Source organism: Rossellomorea sp. ABR4_004 (assembly GCF_056159585.1).
This window is the reverse complement of sequence record NZ_JBSWVM010000002.1, coordinates 617,721-640,205: the sequence shown is the minus strand read 5'-3', so window position 1 is coordinate 640,205 and position 22,485 is coordinate 617,721. Positions and strand designations below refer to the sequence as shown.

Here is a 22,485-nt window from a genome sequence, read left to right as displayed (position 1 = left end):
TGATCGGGATATTAAGTAAGGTTTGCGGTGATGTTGGACATGGTGAGTGGGGTGGATTGATTGGTAGGGAGTGGGGGAGAGGTGAGTGAAGCATGTTGGAGATTATGCTGCTTCGTCTTGACGTAAAGGAAGCACGGGAACCGTCCCCGTGCTTCCCTTTGCTTTTATTGGCTTATGATGGGAAGTCTAACAAATGAAAAATCGAAGAAATGGAGTGTGGATCATGGTGAGAGGGAACGAAGAGTAGGTAAAAGGTAATCGTCATAACGTTGTATCGAGGAATGACGATTACCCTTCCGATCGATTCTCAAGGGTGAAAACCCGTTTATCAATATCTGTTAATCTTGTGTTCAGATAATCAAAGTCTGTTTCAGAACGTTGGTTGCCTACTTTTAACAAAGCAATGACATCTTCTGTTTGTGATACTTCGATTCTATTGACCGTTTCCTTTATCTCTTTTAAATCACTTCCGAATTCCTTTAGGTTACGGTCGAATTCCTTCATGTTCTGTTGAATATCGGATAACATGTTCACGATTTGCTTGTCCATTTTTCTCACCTCCTTCCTACTATTATAGTGGAAATGAGTTGATGATACTACCCTGATATTGTTGAGAACTGACAAGCGGAGAGGACAGGTGCCTGAGTCCAGATATAGACGGAAGCAGGAGAACCGTCCCCGTACTTCTTTGTTTTTACTTGTTATTCATAAGGGCAGGTTTCAAATCTTCAGCCAAAGAACTCTTAGTAAATAATGTTACTACATTATAAAGTCTTCCATATATATAGGAATAAAAGCAAACAGGGGTAGATAGCAATGGACATACACACTAACAGATTCAGATGGGTTATCTTTGCTTCCGTATTGTTTACTTACTTAATCATATCGAGTCAGCGAACGGCTCCGGGTTTGATTACAGACAAATTAATGGATGATTTTAGTGTGAAGGCTTCCACGATCGGATTGGTGGCAAGTATTCAGTTTTTTATATACACTGGCTTACAAATTCCAATGGGTATTTTGGTTGATCGATATGGACCGAATCTTTTTCTTATTTCCGGTGCGGCACTTACTGGTATAGGTACAATCCTTTATAGTTTGGGCACACATGCCTTTATCCTGTTTTTTGCCCGAATCCTAACGGGAATCGGGGATGCGACCATCTGGGTAAGTATGGTGTTAATACTGAGTCTGTGGTTTGGCAAGGGGGAATTCCCACGATTAATTGGTTTGGCCGGGATGACAGGAAGCCTGGGCTTCCTATTGGCGACCGTTCCTTTCTCTGCAGTGATCGTCTCGTTTGGATGGAGGGGATCATTTCTATCAACGGGGATTCTTTTGTGTGTATGGAGTTTTTTTCTTTTTTTGATACTTGTCAAAAAACCAAAACAGCCGTTACTTGTGAAAAGTACATTACAACATGAAAAAATACCAGTGTTACTGCGAAGAATATTGTTAAATCGACAGGCCTGGGCATTATTCTTGTGTCACTTTGGGATTGTAGGAGGATATATAGGGTTTATCGGTTCATGGGCGGTTCCCTATGCAATGGATGTATATGGAATGACACGTATAGAAGCAAGTCAGGTCATTATGATCAGTCTAATTGGAGCACTAGTGGGAGCACCGCTTATAGGATGGGTTTCAAGCTATTTAGGAAAAATTAAACAGCCCTACGTTGTTTTTCATATCACGGTTTTCATGTGTTGGGCTGCCTTTCTTGTATTTAAGGGGCATCCGCCACTTTTCCTGGTAATCATCCTTTTCTTTATCATAGGATTTGGATTCGGGGCAAATTCATTGACGTTTGCCGCTGTTCGTAAATCTTTTCCTGTAACGGAATCCGGCAGCGTTTCAGGGTTTGCGAATACGGGTGGATTTCTAAGTGCCGTATTGCTGCCCGGCGTTTTGGGCTATATATTGGAAAGTGTTCAGTCGACATCGGGCAGTATCAGCAATGGATACTTCTACGGTTTCTTCACCCCGATGATTTTCTCAATGGTTGGCTTGATCGGTGTGATGTTTTTAAACGAAGAGCAGGGTGCAATTGGTAAGCAGGGGTAGGGCAGGGGTCTTGTCCGCCTCCCCGGCATTATTTCCTGAGACAGAGTACTGTCTCTATGGAATAATAAGCTCCTCGTCAAAGCCACGTTATTCATTAGTGCTAAAAATGGTGATTAAACCACCATTAAGTATCTTTGTTGATTTTAGAAACCAAGGTCGGGTCGAGGCTGGGACAAAACTAAAAAACTACGAAGAAATAAAGGCGAACAATAGAAGTGTAGGTTCTTCATACCGCTAATTATTTCCGTGCAAGACTACGCTTTCCGCGGGTAGCCCGTGAGCCTCATCGGCAAGCCTGCGGGGTCTCACATAAGCTACTTTTCCCGCATGAGTCTTCGTCTTGCACTCCAATCAACCGCTGGAAACAGCTAAAATCAAATGTACCGAAAATAAATAATAAACCCGAACAAATCTGCTTACTAGCAAGCAGATTTGTTCGAGTTTTACTTAGACTAATCACTTTTTCCCAGCCTCGTCCTTATTCCCTTTACATTCTAGCTTGGTATCGGGTGCACCGAATAATCACTGACTATAGATTCAGAGCGGATCAGTCTTTCTTGCAGGGCAGCTCTGCTTATCTCTGCACCTATCCCGGTTCCTGATGGTACCTGAATATAGCCGTTCTCCATGACGATATCTTCCGTTATGATGTCTTCTTTCCAGTAGTGGGAAGAAGGGGCGGTGTCACCAGGAATGGTAAAGTTAGAAAGGGTTGTCATGTGAAGGTTATGGGACCTCCCGATACCTGTTTCAAGCATACCGCCGCACCATACGGGGATGTTGTGGTGTTTGCATAAGTCATGAATTCGAATTGATTCCTGCAATCCTCCTACGCGTCCAATTTTAATATTGATGATTTTACAGCTGCCCAGTTCAATGGCCTTTCGCGCGTCTTCATAGCTGTGGATGCTTTCATCAAGGCAGATCGGGGTGGACATTTCTCCCTGAAGAGCACTATGATCAATGATGTCATCATGGGCGAGGGGTTGTTCGATCATAAGTAGATTATATTGATCTAGTTGCTTCAAGTGCTCTATGTCTTCAAGTGAATAGGCTGAATTGGCATCAGCCATTAAATTGATGTCAGGAAATGCTTCTCTGATTTTCCTGATATACTCTATGTCTGCACCGGGTGCGATTTTTATTTTGATCTTTTGAAAGCCTTCATGCACGTATTGAGAGACTTTAGAGACAAGTTCTTCAGGGGAATTCTGTATTCCAATGCTTTTTCCAACAGCCACCTTTTTCTGGTGTCCCCCGAGGACTTCACATAAAGGTTTATGGTTCTTTTTACTAAAGACGTCCCAAATGGCCGTTTCAATTGCAGCTTTAGCAATTTGATGCCTCCTTACGAAGGAAAGCATTTGGTGGACTTCCTTCGGATGGCTGATTTCTTTCTTAATCAATTTTGGAATAAGGAAGTCTTTTAGAATATATAACGCCGTTTGGGTCGTTTCTTCATTGTAGTAAGGCTCGTCGCTTGTGACGGTTTCTCCCCATCCAGATAAACCAGATTCATCAATTACTTCTACTAGGCAGACCTCTTTTGTTTGAATAGTTCCGAAACTTGTAGTGAAAGGAGATTTCAGAGAAACGTTAATCGTGTGAAGAATCACTTCTTTAATGAAAATTGGTTTCATTCTTACCCATCCTTCCTGGAATGGAGTTTCACAATTTCTGTCAAAATCTCGATGCCATTAAACAAGGAGTCCTTTTCAAAAGCCATATCAGGATGATGGAGGCCGGGTTTTAAATCACAGCCAAGGCCAACCATAGTGGCTTTAAGGTGAGGCTTTTTAATGGTGTAAAAGTGGAAATCATCCCCGCCGGGTGTCACAAGTGGAGGGTTCACTTTCTCTTCTCCCAACACATTCACGATTGCTCTGTGTGCATATTCTTGTGCTTCTTCACTCACTTCTGACGCAGCTATACCGTAATCTTTCGTCACTTCTATCGGTACTCCATACAATTCACTTGTTGTATGAAGAATTTCGTTTACTCTTTCATGCAATTCTTTCATGAGTTCATTGGTTTGGGAACGGAGGTCAAGACCGATAGCTGCACTGCCTGGAATAATGTTAAGGCTCTTTCCTCCAGCTTGAAATTTAGTTACTTTGATAGAATGGGCAATGCTTGGATTTAAATGAATCGTATTTAATGCATTAAGGATATGATTCCCAATTTCAATGGCATTGTGAGTCAAGTGGGGACGGGCTCCGTGGGCATCGTCCCCTTTTATCTCAAATGCTAATGAGCCTGTCGCTCCGTGAAGAATCGAAGGTGAGGCGAAGCCATTCGCCGTCTCCTGAATGGGACGTAGATGAATACCATATAGATAGTCGATTTCATCCACAACGCCCTTTTCGACCATCTTTAATGCACCCGCCCCGACTTCCTCTGCAGGTTGAAAGATAAAGCGAATACCAATATTGTCTTTTAGTTGCTCATCCTCCTGAATTTTCCACATAACCCCAAGGACCATGGTCATATGAGCATCATGACCACAGGAATGATTAGCCTGTAGCTCCCCGTCGACCTTCTGCCATAGTGCATCGATATCTGCCCGTATTCCAATTATCGGAACATCTCCACTGAAGTTCCCATAATCGCCAATTACCCCAGTACAGTCTTCGAACGTTTGTACATGACAACCGGCTTGTTTCAGCGTGTTTTCGATATAGGTGGTGGTGTTCTTTTCCTCCCAGCTTATTTCAGGGGTGGCATGGAGGAAATCAAAGGTATTCCGTATCTTCTCTTTAAAGGGTGCGTTCATTATAAGTTCTCCTCTCACTTTATATAATAGGTGTTGGCCGGATTAACAAAGTCCATTTTTCCCGTTTTCTGAGCAACGTGCAGTAGCAAAGCGTTTAACACTGAAAACGTTATGGGTCCTTTTTCAAGTATCGATTTCTTTGCTGAGTGAATGGTAAGAACGTAATCACCATATTCAGCAATGGGGGAGAGCTGGGAATCCGTGATGATTACAATCGTGTTCCCGTTTTCTTTAGCCTCCTTTGCAAGTCGGATGCCCTCTAAGGCATAACGGTAGTAGGAAAAGATGATAACCGTATGATCGCTTCCTTTTTTCGTGAAACCGATATCCGTTTCTGGTCGATAAAGGGAGGTGTTATCAATTAAATGATGCAACAGGAAATAAAACCAGTGAGCATAGGAAAACGAGTGATAATATCCGACTATGTTGGTGGATTCGGATTGAACGAGACAATCAACGATTTGTTTGGCAATTTCCCAATCAATGTTGAGGGATGCCTGATGAATGTTCTCTTCGTCAGATTGCATGATTCGTTCGAAAGAATTCACTTGTTCGTGATCGTTATCCCTTTTGGGAGGCTTTAAGGATAGTAGACTTTGTTGAACATCCTTTTGTAATTCTCCATAGCCTGCATATCCGATTGCTTTGCAAAAGCGTATAACCATTGTCTCACTGACATCAATGATTTCAGCAGTCTTTTTCGCAGGGTGTGTTGCGAACAGAACAGGATTTGCACGTAAGGATTCTGCCACCTTTTTAAGACCTTTTGTTAAGTGATGATAGTTTTGCTGAGTGTTTTCTAAATAAGCCATAATCAAATCCCCATTGAAATAAAGTTTTTAATTTATTGTTGTTAAATTAAATTGTATGATTTAATATGGTGTTAGTCAACAGAATATTCAGAAGATTAAGAAGGAGGAGGATGAAAACGATGGAAGTTCAAACAGTCACGTCAAAAGAAAAGAAGCGGAAGTGGGGTATACCCGATGCTTATGTCATCTTATTTGGGATACTCGTATTAATTGCTATCATGACATACATAATCCCTGCTGGAGAGTTTTCGAGAGAAGAAGTGGATGGCATTACAATGGTCGTTCCAGACAGCTATCAGAATGTGGAGTCATCTCCTGCTACCTTAATGGATGTGTTCTTGGCAATTCAAGAAGGAATGATCAGTTCTGCACCACTGATTTTCTTAGTGTTGATGATTGGAGGAGCATTTGCAGTCATTGAATCGACGGGAGCAATAGATGCACTAATCTTCAAAACAATTGAAAAGACTAGGAATAAAGAATTGCTATTGATTGCAGGTGTCAGTATTTTATTCTCAGTTTTTGGAGCGCTAGGTATCATTGTCAATGCCGTCATTGCTTTTATACCCATTGGTATCATCCTTGCTCGCTCCATGAAGCTCGATGCCATCGTCGGAGTAGCCATTATCTATTTAGGCGCATATGCAGGTTTTAATACTGCATTCTTAGATCCTCTGACTACAGGAACTGCTCAGCAAATCGCACAACTTCCATTGTTTTCTGGAATCGGATATCGAATTATTATTTATCTCGCGGTATTGATTTCAACTATTACTTATGTGGCTTATTATGCTAAGAAAATTAAGAATGATCCTTCCAAAAGTGTACTGGGAAAAACTCCGTTTCCAAAAGTTGAACAAAAGGAAGAAGTTTCGGGGAAACAGGAAATAACAGGACTGCACAAGCTTGTCCTGGCATGGTTGGTTGTAGGAATTGGTATTTATGTTTTCGGTGTATTTCAATATAAATGGTCATTGAATGAAATGGCCGCTATCTTCTTGATCATCGCTGCAGGTACAGCCAGTATTGTGAGAATGAGTCCGAATAAACTCGTATCCGAATTCTTTGAAGGGGCGAAAGGATTAGTATACGGTGCATTAATTATCGGTATGGCCCGCTCCATCGTTGTCATTCTAGAAGATGGTAGGATTCTCGATACTGTTGTCGAAGGGATGGCCACCATGATGACCCCTTTCACCAGCGTGGTAGGTGCATTGGTTATGTTCGTAGCCAATTTAATCTTCAATATTCTTGTTTCCTCAGGGAGTGGACAAGCTGTGATAGTTATGCCTATTATGACACCTCTTGCAGACTTAATGGAAATTCCTCGTCAAGTGGCTGTTCAAGCATACAAAATGGGCGATGGGTTTACGAATACCATAACTCCAACATCTGGGATACTTATGGCAAATTTGGCGATAGCCGGGATCTCCTGGACTAAGTGGATTCGTTTTATGTTGCCTTTATTGTTGATCTGGATTGTGCTTGGTTCTATCTTTCTTACAATCGGGGTTTTGATGAACTGGGGGCCATTTTAAGGTCCATTACGATGTAATAGTTTTGGGACGTGTGTAGAAATGAGTAAGAGAAAATTCAATTAATCTAAAAAAGGTTTGATAGAATGCCAGTGGGCAAAATCTATCAAACCTTTTATTAACATTTAATATTTCAGATACTCACCCTTATTTCTCCTTTAACGATTTAGGTGTCTTCGCAAAAGCGGGCACCCTCTAAATACCTATAATCATATTCCAACCTCCCCATACCTTGTCTTTTTCCCACCCTTATTCTATGGTAAATTTAAAAGAATAATAGTTTTACTTTTCAAATAATAAGCATCGACCTTGGAGGCACTATGTTTTTCTCACTTCGCAATCGATTATTTATGATTTTCACCTTGCTACTGACCTTTCCTTTTCTAGTTCTATCCATCCTCATTCCCAACTGGTTTACGTCCATCATGGAAGAACGTACGACGAGTTCGACGATTGAAATGATGGAGCAGTATTCCCTGTATATTGATTCGATCACATCACAGGCAGAGGATTTAGGAAAACAGGTACTGGTGAACCCTACGACTCAGGAATGGATCAAGTCCGAGGAGAAAGATAGGGAGGTGTCCGATGCGGAACGTCTTCTGATGAAGAACCAGTTAAAGGCGGAGTTATCTTCGATGATGATCAACAATTCCAAGTCGATGTCCGTATCTGTTTACCTGAGCGATGGAACTGGAACAGCCGGGAATCTTCCTCCTCTGGAGAAAACAAATTGGTTCGATGATTTCTATAAAGACGATCAACGTTGGCTTCGGTCTCATAATGACCTGATGGCCGATCAGGTGAACAGTTATCTTCTGCCACTCTTTGATATCAATACCCTTGATTTATCCGGGGTCATCAAGGTGAACTTTCCATCGTCCCTTCTTGAGAATGCCCTGAGCAAGATCAAGCTGGGTGAGAACGGAAGAGTCTATCTCCTGGACAGCAGCGGCAGAAATGTGCTGTCGGGCAGCGTTGATACACCGGAGAATGTAGTAAAGGAAAGCCTGAAGACCATTAAGAGGGAGCCTGAAAGCTCAGGATTAATAGAGGTCCCTTTCGAGAAAGAAGAGTATATGATTTTCTATCAGAAGGCAAAGGTAGGGGAATGGGTGCTGGTCAGTGAAATTACCAAGTCCGAACTGTTCTTTCAGATTAATGAGCTCCAGAGGAATCTCCTTTTGACGAGTGGATGGATATTCTTATTGACGATCATGGCGTCTTATCTCTTTTCTTCTACTATTGTAAAGCCTTTAGGGAAATTGACCGGTGCCATGAAGCTTGTTGAAAAGGGAGAATTTAAGAAAGCAAAGGAATTGATTCCTTCCATTAAGACAGCGAATGATGAGATTGGCTATGTGGTGGATGTGTTCGGCCAAACGACCAACCGTCTCGACACCCTGATTGAAACGGAATATGAAGCCAATATCCGCAGAAGGGATGCGGAATACAAGGCGCTGCTCCTGCAAATCAATCCCCATTTCTTCAATAATACGCTGGAAACCATCGGTGGTCTCGCAGCTCAAGGGAAGAACAAAGAAGTAATCGATGTCACGATTCATTTAGGGAGGATCATGGGATATTCCCTCAATACGGAATCGGACATGGTGACCATTGGGGAAGAAATGACGTATATACGGAGGTTTTTGGAAATTCTGAAGCTTCGCTATGAAGAATCTCTCTCCGTTTCCATTGAGGAAGATCCTGAAGCCTCTACGCTTCCGATCATTAAGTTTGTCATCCAGCCCCTTGTGGAGAATTCTGTGAAATATAGCTTCAGAGAGAAGACGGAGGCCGTTCTTCGCATTTCCACGAAGAAAGTGGATGACTGGGTGGAGATTGTGATTGAGGATAATGGAATCGGGATTCCTGAGTCTATTGTGGAAGAGTTGGAGCGTGACCTGGATCGTCATGAATCCAGTCAAGTACTGGAAAGCAAAGGGCGAAGCATCGGACTTAAAAATGTCCTGGGACGTTTGAAGCTGTATTACGGAGAACATTTCACCTATCACATTACATCAAAAGAGAATCTAGGCACAACCATTGTCTTACGCATAAAAAGTGGAGAGGGGGATCTTCATGCTAAAAGTGATTCTGGTCGATGATGAGATTCAAATCCGAAGAGGGTTGAAGTGGAAAGTGGACTGGCAAGAAGAAGGCTTTGTTATTGCCGGTGAAGCCTCGAATGGCAAGGAAGCGTTACAGGTCATTGAAGAGGTGATGCCTGATCTTGTCCTGACCGATGTCAGGATGCCGATCTTGGATGGAATGCAGCTTGTGAAAGCGTTATCGGGTAAGTATCCGGATATCAAGGTGATCGTCCTGTCGGGTTACGCGGATTTCGAGTATGTACGTTCCTCTTTGGTCGAAGGAGTGAAGGATTATCTGCTTAAGCCGGTCGATCCAGAGGAATTGACGGCTGCCCTCAGGAAAAGCAAGGGCGAGATTGAAGCGGAGAAGAAGAGAAGGATGGAAACGGATAGAATGAATCAATTCCACGCCGAGGAAATGAGGGAGCAGTACCTGCTTCATTTGGTGAAGGATGAATGGGCGGGGATGAATATTTCCGGGGAGAGACTGAGTCAGTTGAAGCTCGATGTACTGGCAGGTGAGGACGCTGTTGTACAGTTCATTACCGTAGAGATCCGAAGCAGGGAACATGAGCAGGTCAGGGAATTGTTTCTTCCATTCAAGATGCTTTGCAGGGAATTATCTTATAAACATAAAGGAATCATGTCCTTCTATGACGCAAGTTACCCGAATATGATTCATTTCTTATGTCATCATCACTCAGGGGGAGATCAAGTCCCTCACTTTGTTCAGGAGCTGCAAAAGAATGTCAGCGCCTATCTCGATCTTGAAACGGTCATCGGACTGGGGAAAGTGGTCAGGGGCTTATCACAATTAAAGAACGGATATATTTCAGCCCTTCTCTCCTGGAGCCAAAGTTCAGCCGATGTCATGTCCCAGCTTATCGACGGGACAACGAGTAAACAGACCGCAGAGTTCACTGAGGATGCAGAGTGGAAGCTGTCAAACAGTATGGAGCATGGGGATTTCGAGACCTTCAAAAAACATCTTCTGGCAACTCTTGCTGAATGCGACCGGCAATCAGTGATGTCGTTTTCCTTTGCAGCTAGCCGGGTGCTCTTCATGCTTGGATCCATGGCAAGAAAATATGATATGTATACAGATGATTTGAAGAAGAAGATGTGGAATTGTCAACTGGGAATATGGGAACTGACTTCCCGGGACCGTGTTAAAGGAGAACTGCTGGACCTTTCAAGAATGATTGCAGAAAAGGTGAGTGAATCCCGCCATTCCTCTAATGGAATTGCCATCGTGGAAAATGTAAGGCGGTATATGGACAAGCATTACACCAATGAAATTTCACTTACCTCCCTTGCTGATCAATTCCATATCAACTCGGCCTATTTATCGGAGATGTTCAAAGAACTGGTAGGACAAAATTTCAGTGATTATCTCGTCAATCTCCGAATGGAAAAAGCCCGTTCCCTGTTGATGGATGAACAGTTAAAGGTCATCGAGATTGCCCATCTTGTCGGCTATTCCAATTCCGGGTATTTCAGTACTGTGTTCAAAAAGCGATTTGGGCAAAAGCCACTTGATTACCGGAAATCCATGACAGTGGATAAGGGGGAGGCACGATGAAGTATACATTAATCATCATCTATGTACTGGGTGCGCTACTCATGTTGACAGCAGGGATCTACAGCATCTTCACTTTTACCTCTTTCCAGGAATCCGGCAGAGATAAGGACGGAGAAATGCTGGATAAAAAAGCCAAGATCCACCTGACATTTTGGAGAAACAAAGGAACAGAACTTGAGAATCAGGCGTATGAAGAACTGGTGGCTGACTTTAATCAGGAGCATCCCACGATCGAAGTGGAGATGGTTCCCATCCCTTATGGGGACTATGAGTTGAAGCTAAGAACGGAGATGGCAGCCGGTGACCCACCTGATATTTTGACCATCGATACGCCGACTCTTGCCCTTTATGCAAGTGCGGGTGGTCTGCTGTCTTTGGATGATTATATGAGACAAGATGGTCATATCGAGGATCTCGCAACCCCTACGTTGAAGGGGATCACATACGAGGATGAAATCTATTTATCACCGATTGCAGAATCGAGTGTGGCTCTTTTTTATAACATCCATTTGTTTGAAAAGGCAGGGGTTCCCCTCCCTTCCAAAAATCCACATGACCCGTTGACTTGGGATGAGGTCCTTGAGGCAGCGAAGAAAATCTCTGCTTTAGCACCTGACATCACGGGAATAGACCCGGCCCAGGGATTTCCGGATGGGGAGTCGCCGTCCTACTTCAAGATGCCTATCCTTTGGCAATTTGGAGGAGATGTGCTGGATCCGGGCAATCAGACAGCGAGTGGTTATTTGAACTCGCCGGCTTCACTAAGAGCCCTACAGTTTTATCAGGATCTCTATCAGAAACACCGGGTGGCCAAGGTCGAACTCCCCGAGGAGGCATTGGAGACCGATAAGCTCGGTATGACGGTCCTCGGTTCCTGGATGGTGGAGAGTCTCAGTATGATGAACCCTGATTTCCGGCTAGGTGAGGATTTCGGGATTACCGCTCTGCCGAAAGGGAGCGAACAAGCGGTTCCAAACGGAGGGTGGTCCCTCGGAATTTCATCTGAAACGGACTATCCCGATGAAGCATGGGAGTTTATCCGATATGTCACCAGCTTTGAAGGTGCAAAGAAATATGTGGAGATTACTGGAGATGTTCCTGCTCGTTATTCTGTTGCAGAAGCCTTTCCCGAGCTTAATGAGTATCCGAAGAATATTTTCGTGGAACAGGCACAGAAGTACTCAAGGAATCGACCGATCACCCCAGCCTATCCCGTCGTGAGCGAGGCAGTCAAAACGTTATTTGAAGACGTGGGTATCGGGGGGAAAGATGTCAAAACGTCGGCAGATGAGGCGGTAAGAACGATTAATGGAGAACTGAATGACTTGGAATGAAACCTTTGGCAGCTGCCAGAGGTTTTTTTTGTGCAGTAAACTTCCAAAAAATTTAAACTGTTTCATCCGAAAATAGTAAACGTTTTCATTCTGGGATTCTAGTAAAGTGAACTCAACAGACAACCTCACCTAAATGGGCAGGGTCATTGTTTCTGAACAAAGTGATTTATAAAAAGGGGGTCAAACGTTTGCAAGAACTTGCGAAGGCAGATACACCAGTCATAACGGAAACAAAGAAAAATTCGAAGCTCAAAACCAGGCTCCATTATATGAAGAAAAACTATATTCTCTATTTGTTTCTTGCACCTGCCATCATTCTTACGATCATTTTCAAGTATGTTCCTATGTACGGGGCATCCATTGCATTTAAGGATTTCAGTCCCATCAGGGGGATCAATGGAAGTGAATGGGTGGGATTCAAGCACTTTACGGACTTTTTATCGTCTCCGAATTTCATGGACATCCTGGTCAATACTCTGAAATTAAGTTCCTTCGAGCTTCTGATCGGGTTTCCGATCCCGATCATCCTTGCACTGATGCTGAATCAGCTTAGAAAAGCAGGGGTGAAGAAGAATATTCAACTCATCCTTTATGCACCACACTTTATCTCAGTCGTCGTCATCTCCGGGATGATCTTTCTCTTCCTATCACCTACGGGACCGATTAATGCGATGTTGTCGATTTTTACGGATAAGCCGATTTCATTCATGTCCGATCCTGATGCTTTCAGAAGCATCTATATCTGGTCAGGGGTTTGGCAGGGTGCAGGGTGGGCATCGATCATCTATGTGGCGGCACTCGCCAATGTGGATCCCCAGCTTCACGATGCAGCAACCGTAGATGGGGCGTCCCTGCTGCAGCGCATCCGGCATATCGATCTTCCGACGCTGAAGCCTGTCATGGCGGTCCTGTTCATCCTGGCTGCAGGAGGCATCATGGCGATTGGATTTGAGAAAGCCTATCTGTTACAGACGTCTATGAATCTTCCAACCTCGGAAATCATTTCTACCTATGTATACAAGCGCGGACTGCAGGCAGGTGACTATTCATTCGCCACGGCAGTAGGGTTGTTCAATGCCGTCATCAATGTCATCTTATTGGTTTTCGTCAACCGTGTGGTCAAGAAATTAAACGAAGGCGAAGGCCTTTTATAGAAAGGGGGAAACGAGATGTACCAATACACTAGGAGTGATAAACTCATTCTTTTCATTAACAAAATCCTGCTTGGGGGAATCGTGATCATCGTTCTGTTCCCTTTGATATACGTTCTACTATCCTCGGTTCTTGAGCCGAATGTTCTGGTGAAAAAGGGATTCCTCATCAGCGGTTCGGATTGGACGATTGAGGGTTATAAACGGATCTTCGAGGACGGGACCATCGTCAAAGGATTCATCAACTCGATTCTCTATTCTGTCGGATTCACGCTCATCACCGTGAGTGTCTGCATCTTTGCCGGTTATTCCCTCTCGGCTGAAGGGCTTGTCGGACGAAAGTTCATCATGGTGTTCTTTCTCATCACGATGTTCTTCAACGGAGGATTGATCCCGACGTATATGGTGGTGAAGGACTTAGGGATGCTGAACACAATTTGGGCGATTATCCTTCCAAATGCCATCAACGTTTGGTTCATTATCCTTGCGAGGACGTATTTCAAATCGATTCCGAATGAGTTGAAGGAAGCAGCGAGGATCGACGGGGCATCGGAGTTCAAGATTTTCTTGAACATCGTATTTCCGTTGTCAAAGCCGATCATCTTTGTCATCGCCCTCTATGCGTTCATCGCACAATGGAATTCATATTTCGATGCGATGATCTACCTTGAGGACAGGGATTTGTACCCGTTACAGCTCGTCCTGCGATCGATTCTTATTCAGAATGAGGTGCAGCCGGGAATGATCGCTGACCAGCAGGCTGCCGCGGAACTCCAAAGAATTTCAGAGATGATCAAGTATTCATCCATCGTATTAGCGAGCTTGCCGCTGATCATTATGTATCCATTCTTCCAGAAATACTTTGAAAAAGGTGTAATGGTGGGATCTTTAAAATAATCTATCTTTTATCAATGGGGGTTTAACAATGGGGAAAAAGACGAAGACAATGTCGGTACTTCTGATGTCAGGCATGCTGCTTACGGCCGGGTGCAGCAACAACAGTGAAAGTGCTTCTTCTGAGAATTTTGAACTGGAAAATGTGAAATTTCCGTTAGAGGAACAGGTGACGCTGAAGATGATGACATCCAGCTCACCACTTGCTCCGGATGATCCAAATGAAAAGCTGATCTTCAAAAGGCTCCAGGAAGAAACGGGAGTGAAGATCGACTGGACCAATTATACAGCGGGGGAAACCTTCAATGAAAAGCGGAATCTCGCTGTCGCGAGCGGCGAGCTTCCAGACGCGATCATGAATGCGGGATACAGTGACTATGAGCTGTTGAAGCTTGCGAAGGATGGAGCGATCGTTCCTGTAGAGGATCTGATTGATGAACATATGCCTAATCTGAAAAAGGTGTTGGAAGATGCGCCTGAATATCGCTCGATGATGACGGCACCGGATGGACATATTTATTCCTTCCCTTGGATTGAAGAGCTTGGTTCAGGGAAGGAGAGCATCCACTCCGTCGATGACTTCCCTTGGATCAACGTCGAATGGCTGAATAAACTCGGGCTTAAGATGCCGAAAACAACCGATGAACTTAAAGAAGTCCTGAAAGCATTCAAGACGCAGGATCCGAACGGGAACGGTGAGGCAGATGAAATCCCGATGTCCTTCATCATCAACCATGGAGGGGAAGATGTGTCCTTCTTGTTCGGTTCATTCGGACTCGGTGAGAACTGGGATCACACGGTCGTCACAAATGACGGTGAAGTGAAGCTGACCGCAGCAGACGAAGGGTATAAGGATGCCATCAATTATTTGAATGACTTATATAAAGAAGATTTGATTGACGTAGAAGCTTTTGAACAGGATTGGAACACCTACCTGTCGAAAGGGAAAGAAGGACGTTACGGCATGTACTTCACATGGGATAAAGCCAACATCACGGGTATGAACGATCAATACGACCTCATGCCGGCCCTTGAAGGCCCTGATGGAACGAAGAATGTGACGAGAACGAACGGTATGGGATTTGACCGGAACAAAATGGTCATCACGAGTGCGAACGAGAACCTTGAACTGACGGCGAAGTGGATCGATCAATTCTTTAACCCGCTTCAATCGGTTCAAAATAACTGGGGAACATATGGGGATGACAAACAGCAAAACATCTTCGAAATGGATAGTGCCAGCAATTCATTAAAGCACCTTCCATTAGAAGGAACGGCTCCTGTTGAGCTAAGGGAAAAGACATCCGTCGGCGGTCCACTGGCAATCTTGGACGAATACTACGGAACCGTGACGACGAAACCGGATGATGCTGCCTGGAGACTGGGGCTCATGAAGGATGTCATGGTACCGGATATGAAGGCGGAAAACATCTATCCAAAAGTATTCTTCTCTCTTGAGGAGTTAGATAAGCTTTCGAAGATCGAGACCGATTTGCTTGCTTATGTGAAGCGTAAAAAGGCGGAATGGATCACCAACGGGAAAGCCGATGAAGAATGGGCGGATTACTTGAAAGAACTCGACCGCCTCGGGTTACAGGAGTGGTTGAAAATCAAACAGGATGGATATGATCGTAACCAATCATAATCAATATTCAGACTGTGCCTTGCTTTGGCAATCGCGCAGTCTTTTGAATGCAAAGGAGGATTCTCATGACGAACTTTCAAGAAAAAATGAGCCTTTATTCAGAAACCTATCGTCCGCAATTTCATTTTTCCCCGAAGGAAAAGTGGCTGAATGATCCGAACGGGATGGTCTATTTCGAAGGGGAATATCATCTCTTCTTTCAATATCATCCACAAGGAACCACGTGGGGACCGATGCACTGGGGGCATGCGGTTAGTCGTGATTTGATCCATTGGGAGGAGATGCCGATCGCTCTTTATCCTGACGAGCACGGTGCTATTTTCTCTGGAAGCGCCGTGGTGGATTGGACGAATACATCGGATTTCTTTGAAAAGGGGAATGGCGGGCTGGTGGCCATTTATACAAGTGCGGACACATATCCGGATTCCGATCGTCCAAGGCAAAGACAAAGCCTTGCCTATAGCCAAGATCATGGCAGGACGTGGGAGAAGTACCAGGGAAATCCTGTCCTGTCAGATGAAGACATTACCGATTACCGGGACCCCAAAGTGTTTTGGCATGAGGAATCTGAACGTTGGATCATGGTGCTGGCGACGGGTCAGACGATTACCATTTACACGTCCCCTAACTTGATCGACTGGGAGTTCGCCAGTGAATTCGGTCAGGACGAAGGGGCCCATTTCGGAGTATGGGAATGCCCGGATCTGTTTCCACTTATGGTCGACGGAAATCCAGATCAGGTGAAATGGGTGATGCTGGTGAGCATCGGTGACAATCCGGATTTCAAGGAAGGTTCAAGGACCCAGTACTTTGTTGGGGACTTTGACGGTAAGACGTTCATCAACCATCACGGTGCGGACACCATCCTCTGGCTTGATCACGGAAGGGACAATTATGCGGGAGTGAGCTGGTCCGATATCCCTGAAAAGGACGGAAGACGCATTTATCTTGGATGGATGAACAACTGGAGATATGCAAACCAGGTTCCGACTGAAACATGGAGAGGAGCTATGACACTGCCTCGAGAATTGACTTTGACTTCTACTGCAGATGGGGCTCAGCTTTTACAGAAACCTGTATCCGAGTTGAACAGAATCAGAAACGAATCAAAGGTCACAAAAGCAATAGAGTTAACGGAAGAAGCATACTTAATGGATGTGAATCATGAATTAGTGGAAGTGAATCTGACTGTAACATTAAAAGAGGCAGAGGAGTTCAGTCTGATTATCCACCATTCATCCGATGAGAAAACAAGTATTCGGTACAATCGAATCACCCAAGTTTTATCCATCGACAGGACTCAGTCAGGAGAACACGAGTTTTCGGATTCCTTTCCGGCAATTTCCGAATGTCCTGTGGCATTAATGGACAATACACTCAGCCTTCAATTATTCCTGGACTCGTCTTCCTTAGAGGTATTCGCACAGGGAGGACGGGGAGTATTAACCAATCTGATCTTCCAAAAGGGAACGAATCACACCCTTTCCCTCACTGCCATTGGAGGGGGTGCCCAGGTTGAAGAGCTCTTGGTTACCGAGCTTTCATCTATCTGGGGAAAGGAAGTACGAACGCATGAATGACCCTTCGATTTTATGCATCGGTGAACTGCTCATCGATTTCTTTTGTACTGATATCAATACAGATCTGGCTCAAGGACAACACTTTTCCAAGCAAGCCGGGGGGGCTCCTGCGAATGTGTGTGCCACCATTACCACACTTGGTGGGCGAGCCAGATTCCTGGGCAAAGTAGGAAATGACCCGTTCGGCCATTTCTTGAAACAGACCATGAAAGACCTTACCATTGATGATTCTTCCATTCTTCTTGATGAGCATCATCCTACGACGTTGGCGTTTGTATCATTGAAAGAAGATGGGGAAAGAGATTTCGTGTTTAATCGAGGGGCGGATGCCCATCTGAACAAGGAAGACCTTCATCAAAGCAGCTGGAGGGAATCTTCAATCATTCACTTTGGATCGGCCACCGCCTTACTGGATGACCCCTTTAAATCCGCGTACGTATCCTTCATCCAAACGGCCAAAGAAGCAGGGAAATTCGTCTCCTTTGACCCGAACTTTCGAAGCGATTTATGGAAAGGGAGAGAGAGGGACTTCATTGAGGTGGCAGAGCAGTGCATCAGCCAAGCAGACTTCGTCAAAGTGAGCGAAGAGGAATGTACGATCATTTCTGGATTCGCCCATCTATCAGATGGAATCGAACATTTTCATAGACTGGGAGCGAATGTGGTAGCCGTCACCCTTGGGAAGGATGGAACACTGGTTTCAAATGGAAAAGAATCGTGTATCGTCCCAAGCATTCCCGTTCATTCCATTGATTCAACGGGGGCAGGCGATGCATTCGTTGGGGCGACACTGTATCAATTCAATCACTATCAGGTTCCGAAAGCCCTCCTGGAGGATTTCGAAGAATTAAAAAACGTCATTTCAACCAGCAATCGCGTGGGGGCAACTGTTTGTACAAAAATAGGGGCGATCAGCGCGATTAGGGAATTAGAGGGACGGACCTTTAATTGGTGATAATTATACATTAGCGCACTAAATTGGTGCCTGATGCCCAGCATGGTAAAGCTTATTGTGCTGGGTGTCAGGCACCGTTTTTATTTTTCTCTGCTTATCTAAAAATTTGATAAAATAAAGAGGTAGTGAAAAGGGGGAGTCAAGTTGAAAAAAGAATTGATCGATCGATTAACCACGTACGTGAAGGTGTATACAGAGTCAAAAGATGGAGTGGAAACAACGCCTTCCACTCCGGGTCAGCTCGTACTTGCCAACATGCTTGTACAGGAATTGAATGAAATCGGAATGACAGACGTAACGATTGATGAATACGGGTATGTCATGGCGACATTACCTGCAAATACGGACAAAAAAGTCCCTACGATTGGATTCCTTGCCCACATGGATACATCTGAGGACTTTACGGGGGAAAATGTGAAGCCTCAGATCGTTGAGGGTTACGATGGGAACGATATTGTGTTACATAAGGAACTGGGGATTGTTCTATCGGTGAAGGACTTTCCTCAGTTACTGGATTATAAGGGACACACCCTGGTGACAACCGATGGAACGACCCTCCTTGGAGCGGATAATAAAGCAGGAATCGCGGAGATCATGACGGCGATGGCCTATTTGATTGAGCATCCCGAAGTGAAGCACGGCACGATTCGAGTCGCCTTTACGCCCGATGAAGAAACAGGGAAAGGACCCCTTCAATTCGATGTGGATCGGTTCAATGCTCAATTTGCCTACACAGTGGACGGCGGACCATTGGGTGAATTAGAATATGAAAGCTTTAATGCGGCAGAAGCGAACATCAAGATTTACGGGCGAAATGTTCACCCGGGTACAGCCAAAGGCAAGATGGTGAACGCTGCTAAAATCGCCATGGAATTGAATCAGCGATTACCACAAAAAGATGCGCCCGAATCCACTGATGGATATGATGGGTTCTATCATCTTACTTCTCTTCAGGGAGAGGTTGAACAAGCAACCATGAGCTATCTGATCCGGGACTTCGACCAGGAAAGCTTTAACGGGAGAAAGACGACGCTCACCAACATTGTAAAAGACCTGCAGGCAATCTACGGCCAGGAAAACGTCCAGCTTGAAATCAAAGACCAGTATTATAATATGCGAGAGAAAATAGAACCTGTCATAGAAATCGTCGAATTGGCAAAGCAGGCAATGGAGAACCTGGAGATCACACCAGATATTAAACCAATCCGGGGTGGAACGGATGGGTCACATCTTTCCTATATGGGTCTACCGACACCCAATCTCTTCACTGGCGGAGAAAACTACCACAGCCGATATGAGTTTGCTTCAGTGGATAACATGGTGAAAGCGACCGAGGTCATCATTGAGATTGTTCGATTATTTGAAGAAGAGACAAAATGAAAGAAAGGAAGCATGGGGACGGTTCTGGTGCTTCCAACTGAATGATCAATAAATTGGATAAAACAGCTGGCTTATACGGGCAGGGCCAGCTGTTTTTTTATGTTTGATTATTAGAATGAAAGCTGCAGTCTCGTAATCGGAGGGATCTTCTATTGCAAATGTCGCAGTTTATCAGGATTAGCAACCGTATAGATCGTCTGAATTTGATTGCCATTGAAGGTAAAGGAGTACACATATTGTAAGTGGCCTTCCATTGTTAGTATCAGTCCAGGGAGACTGTTAACAGATGTATAGTGGATAGTGAATGTGCCTGCATACATTTTCATTAGGTTTTGGAGCAATTGAACGACTCTGTTCGCACCGTGAATAGGGACTTGTGCAGCTTTTACTTTGCCACCGCCATCCGAGTACATGGTGACATCTTCGCTGACAAGGTCCAATAATTGATGTACGTTTCCATTTAAGATGGACTGTACAAACTCTTTGACTGTAGATTCCGCTATGGAAATCGAAGGCTGTTTCTTAATGTCGTACGCCATGCTTTTTTTCGCACGGTGGAAAATTTGCCGGCAGTTCGCATTGCTTTTTCCAAGAATTTCAGCGATATCATCATAAGAGTATTGAAACACTTCTCGAAGCAAAAAGACGGCTCGTTCGATCGCATTGAGTTGTTGTAATAATAGTAAATAGGCTGTGGAGATGGATTCTTGTTGAAGAAAGGTATGGGTAGGATCGTTAGGTGAATGCCCGCCTTCAAGCAATGGTTCCGGAAGCCACGGTCCGACATATACCTCGCGTTTCTTGGCGGATGACCGTATGAGATCCAGACAGCGATTGGTGACGATCTTACATAAATACGCTTTTTTGTTTTCAATTTGTTCGCGGTTAGTAAGCTGATCAAAGGTAATAAACGCTTCTTGGACAATATCCTCTGAATCCATCACGCTGCCTAACATACGGTAGGCTAATGAAAAGAGCAAAGGTTGATAGGTTTGATAAAGTCCTTCCATACTCATCATTTGATTTCCTCTCTAATGTTTAGTAGATGTGAAATGGCTCGCTTGGCGCTAGCTACGGATGCATCAACGAGCAGCTCGCCATGTGAAGCCCAGTCACCAGCAACATATAACCCCTCAATTTCAGGGACAGCAGGGCCAGGATCTTCCGTTCGTTTCATATGAGGAAAATCGTGGACTACCGTCATTTTCGGTAGGAACTGTCTTATCACTAATTCATTCCGCCAGCCGGGTTGAACCACATCTAACATTTGTTCCAACTCAGCCTCATCCTTTGCTGCATCTGGTTCTTGCCCTTGATAGTTAAAAAGTGATATCAGTTGTGTCCCATCATCACTCAAGATAGCCGGCCTTGGTTTCCCTTCCCGTGATTGGTTGGTAAGGAATATGGACTGATCCAATCCATAGATGAATTGGTGCCTTGGCTTAGGCAGCTGGCGCAAGCCAACATCGAGACAGGCAACCGTAACAGGTATCGATTGATTGTGCCACGTGTGAAGGGCAGTTTGATCTGCATGTGGAACGAGCTTGTGAGAAATAGAGGGTGGAGTAGTTAGTATGACATTCAATGCTTCTATTCTAGTACCATCTTGACATAAAATCGAGTGTACTTTTTGATCATGATGTTCGATTACCCCTACCTTGCAATCACTGACCAGTTCCACTCCCAGTTGGACAGCACGTTCACGCAGTTCTTCTACAAGTGACCCCCATCCTTTATCGAGATACAGGACCCCTTGAAGAGAACGCTGCAGTTGCTTTAAGGCAGGCCCAGCAGCGTGTAATTCAGGTGCAAGAACATAAGTGGATGTTCGAAGCAGTGAATAGAACACGTTGCGCAGCGTGGGATCATGCAACTGAGCTTCAATCCAATCCCGGATACTGACATGGTTCCAGACACTTGTGTCGATTTTTCTTAATTTAATGAACCATTTTGCCAGTTCGAACTTTCCTGCAATGCTTAAGAGAGGCGTTTGAAAGAGGGAAGAGGTGCTCGTCGGTAAAGGGACGATTTGTTCTTTCCACATCCCGTGGGCATGAATAGAGGGTGAGCTTCCCTCAAGTCGTAACCCGAGTTCGCGGAAAGTTTCATACGCTTCCCCTTTATACAGTGCATGACTGCCCAGGTTAAAATATACCCCCTGCTTTTTATTGGTGATGGCCCTGCCTCCAAATCGCTTTTGCTGTTCCAATACAATGGTTCGTTTTCCTGCTTTCGCTGCATAGATGGCAGCCGTTAATCCAGCGATCCCTCCACCTACAATAGCCACTTCATATTTAACCATTTTCATCATCCTTTTCGTGTATTTACTGATATAACGGATGAGGGAATGATTCTGTGACAAAATGGGGGAAGCATGGGGACGGTTCTGGTGCTTTCCTCTAAATGTGAAAAGAAGCGCGAGAACCGTCCCAGTACATCTGGAGTGAAGGAGAGCTGACCCTTTTTCTCATTATTTTACATAGTGTCGAACCTTAAAAAAAATTAATGTTCGGGATTTTTGCGGAAGGATCTATTTCTGTATGGTACGTTATTATTTGGTAATAGAGAAGTTCTACTCTATTAAGGAAGTGTAGTATGAATAGAACTGCTTGGATGAGGGATTAAGCAGTTTTTAGAAGAAAAGGGTGAACAAATGCCAATACTTTTCATCATATTATTTCTATTTA

General features: G+C 44.4%; 17 protein-coding genes. 11 read left to right on the top strand and 6 right to left on the bottom strand.

Features of this window, described 5'->3' with window-relative positions; genetic code table 11:
* Nucleotides 1-288: 288 nt before the first annotated feature.
* Nucleotides 289-549: a hypothetical protein gene (locus ACXAF2_RS16180; protein WP_475140138.1), complete on the bottom strand. Its 261-nt coding sequence runs from the start codon at nt 547-549 to the stop codon at nt 289-291.
* Between the two features lie 267 nt (nt 550-816).
* Between ACXAF2_RS16180 and ACXAF2_RS16175 the strand changes: the two genes are divergently transcribed.
* Nucleotides 817-2,064: an MFS transporter gene (locus ACXAF2_RS16175; RefSeq protein WP_475140137.1), complete on the top strand. Its 1,248-nt coding sequence runs from the start codon at nt 817-819 to the stop codon at nt 2,062-2,064.
* A gap of 494 nt (nt 2,065-2,558) precedes the next feature.
* Here ACXAF2_RS16175 and menC read toward each other — a convergent pair whose 3' ends face one another.
* Genes menC through ACXAF2_RS16160 form a run of 3 tightly spaced genes read right to left on the bottom strand, consistent with a single transcriptional unit; the run spans nt 2,559 to nt 5,649 of the window.
* Nucleotides 2,559-3,704, bottom strand: a complete 1,146-nt coding sequence (menC, locus tag ACXAF2_RS16170; protein WP_475140136.1) for an o-succinylbenzoate synthase — start codon at nt 3,702-3,704, stop codon at nt 2,559-2,561.
* Nucleotides 3,705-3,706: 2 nt separating this feature from the next.
* Nucleotides 3,707-4,837 (bottom strand): M20 peptidase aminoacylase family protein, encoded by a 1,131-nt coding sequence (locus ACXAF2_RS16165; RefSeq protein ID WP_475140134.1) that lies wholly within the window; start codon nt 4,835-4,837, stop codon nt 3,707-3,709.
* A gap of 14 nt (nt 4,838-4,851) precedes the next feature.
* Nucleotides 4,852-5,649 carry a MurR/RpiR family transcriptional regulator gene (locus ACXAF2_RS16160; RefSeq protein WP_282137353.1) on the bottom strand — a complete coding sequence of 266 codons (798 nt, stop codon included), beginning with the start codon at nt 5,647-5,649 and terminating at the stop codon, nt 4,852-4,854.
* Between the two features lie 119 nt (nt 5,650-5,768).
* On the opposite strand from ACXAF2_RS16160, the gene ACXAF2_RS16155 reads away from it, so the two are divergent.
* The 10 genes from ACXAF2_RS16155 to pepT all read left to right on the top strand — a co-directional run bounded on the left by ACXAF2_RS16155 (nt 5,769) and on the right by pepT (nt 19,798).
* Nucleotides 5,769-7,187, top strand: a complete 1,419-nt coding sequence (locus ACXAF2_RS16155) for a YfcC family protein (RefSeq protein ID WP_475140133.1) — start codon at nt 5,769-5,771, stop codon at nt 7,185-7,187.
* Between the two features lie 317 nt (nt 7,188-7,504).
* Nucleotides 7,505-9,292: a sensor histidine kinase gene (locus ACXAF2_RS16150; protein ID WP_475140131.1), complete on the top strand. Its 1,788-nt coding sequence runs from the start codon at nt 7,505-7,507 to the stop codon at nt 9,290-9,292.
* Nucleotides 9,267-10,859 (top strand): response regulator transcription factor, encoded by a 1,593-nt coding sequence (locus ACXAF2_RS16145; RefSeq protein WP_475140130.1) that lies wholly within the window; start codon nt 9,267-9,269, stop codon nt 10,857-10,859. Before ACXAF2_RS16150 ends, ACXAF2_RS16145 begins: the two co-directional genes overlap by 26 nt.
* Nucleotides 10,856-12,193 carry an ABC transporter substrate-binding protein gene (locus tag ACXAF2_RS16140; protein WP_475140129.1) on the top strand — a complete coding sequence of 446 codons (1,338 nt, stop codon included), beginning with the start codon at nt 10,856-10,858 and terminating at the stop codon, nt 12,191-12,193. The genes ACXAF2_RS16145 and ACXAF2_RS16140 overlap by 4 nt, the downstream gene beginning before the upstream one ends.
* 188 nt (nt 12,194-12,381) lie before the next feature.
* A complete protein-coding gene (locus tag ACXAF2_RS16135; protein ID WP_475140127.1) occupies nt 12,382-13,347 on the top strand; it encodes an ABC transporter permease in 966 nt (321 codons plus the stop codon).
* A gap of 15 nt (nt 13,348-13,362) precedes the next feature.
* Nucleotides 13,363-14,241 (top strand): carbohydrate ABC transporter permease, encoded by an 879-nt coding sequence (locus ACXAF2_RS16130; protein WP_475140126.1) that lies wholly within the window; start codon nt 13,363-13,365, stop codon nt 14,239-14,241.
* A gap of 28 nt (nt 14,242-14,269) precedes the next feature.
* The gene (locus ACXAF2_RS16125) at nt 14,270-15,883 is read left to right on the top strand and encodes an ABC transporter substrate-binding protein (RefSeq protein ID WP_475140125.1); all 1,614 of its coding nucleotides are present in this window, start codon (nt 14,270-14,272) and stop codon (nt 15,881-15,883) included.
* 65 nt (nt 15,884-15,948) lie between these two features.
* Nucleotides 15,949-17,463, top strand: coding sequence for a glycoside hydrolase family 32 protein (locus ACXAF2_RS16120; protein ID WP_475140123.1), 1,515 nt, complete (start codon nt 15,949-15,951; stop codon nt 17,461-17,463).
* On the top strand, nt 17,456-18,418 hold the full coding sequence (locus ACXAF2_RS16115) for a carbohydrate kinase family protein (protein ID WP_475140426.1): 963 nt from the start codon (nt 17,456-17,458) through the stop codon (nt 18,416-18,418). Before ACXAF2_RS16120 ends, ACXAF2_RS16115 begins: the two co-directional genes overlap by 8 nt.
* A 144-nt stretch (nt 18,419-18,562) precedes the next feature.
* A complete protein-coding gene (pepT, locus tag ACXAF2_RS16110) occupies nt 18,563-19,798 on the top strand; it encodes a peptidase T (RefSeq protein WP_475140122.1) in 1,236 nt (411 codons plus the stop codon).
* Nucleotides 19,799-19,947: 149 nt separating this feature from the next.
* On the opposite strand, the gene ACXAF2_RS16105 is transcribed toward pepT, so the two are convergent.
* On the bottom strand, nt 19,948-20,814 hold the full coding sequence (locus tag ACXAF2_RS16105) for an RNA polymerase sigma-70 factor (RefSeq protein WP_475140425.1): 867 nt from the start codon (nt 20,812-20,814) through the stop codon (nt 19,948-19,950).
* Nucleotides 20,814-22,160, bottom strand: coding sequence for a phytoene desaturase family protein (locus ACXAF2_RS16100; RefSeq protein WP_475140121.1), 1,347 nt, complete (start codon nt 22,158-22,160; stop codon nt 20,814-20,816). The genes ACXAF2_RS16105 and ACXAF2_RS16100 overlap by 1 nt, the downstream gene beginning before the upstream one ends.
* Nucleotides 22,161-22,485 lie beyond the last annotated feature (325 nt).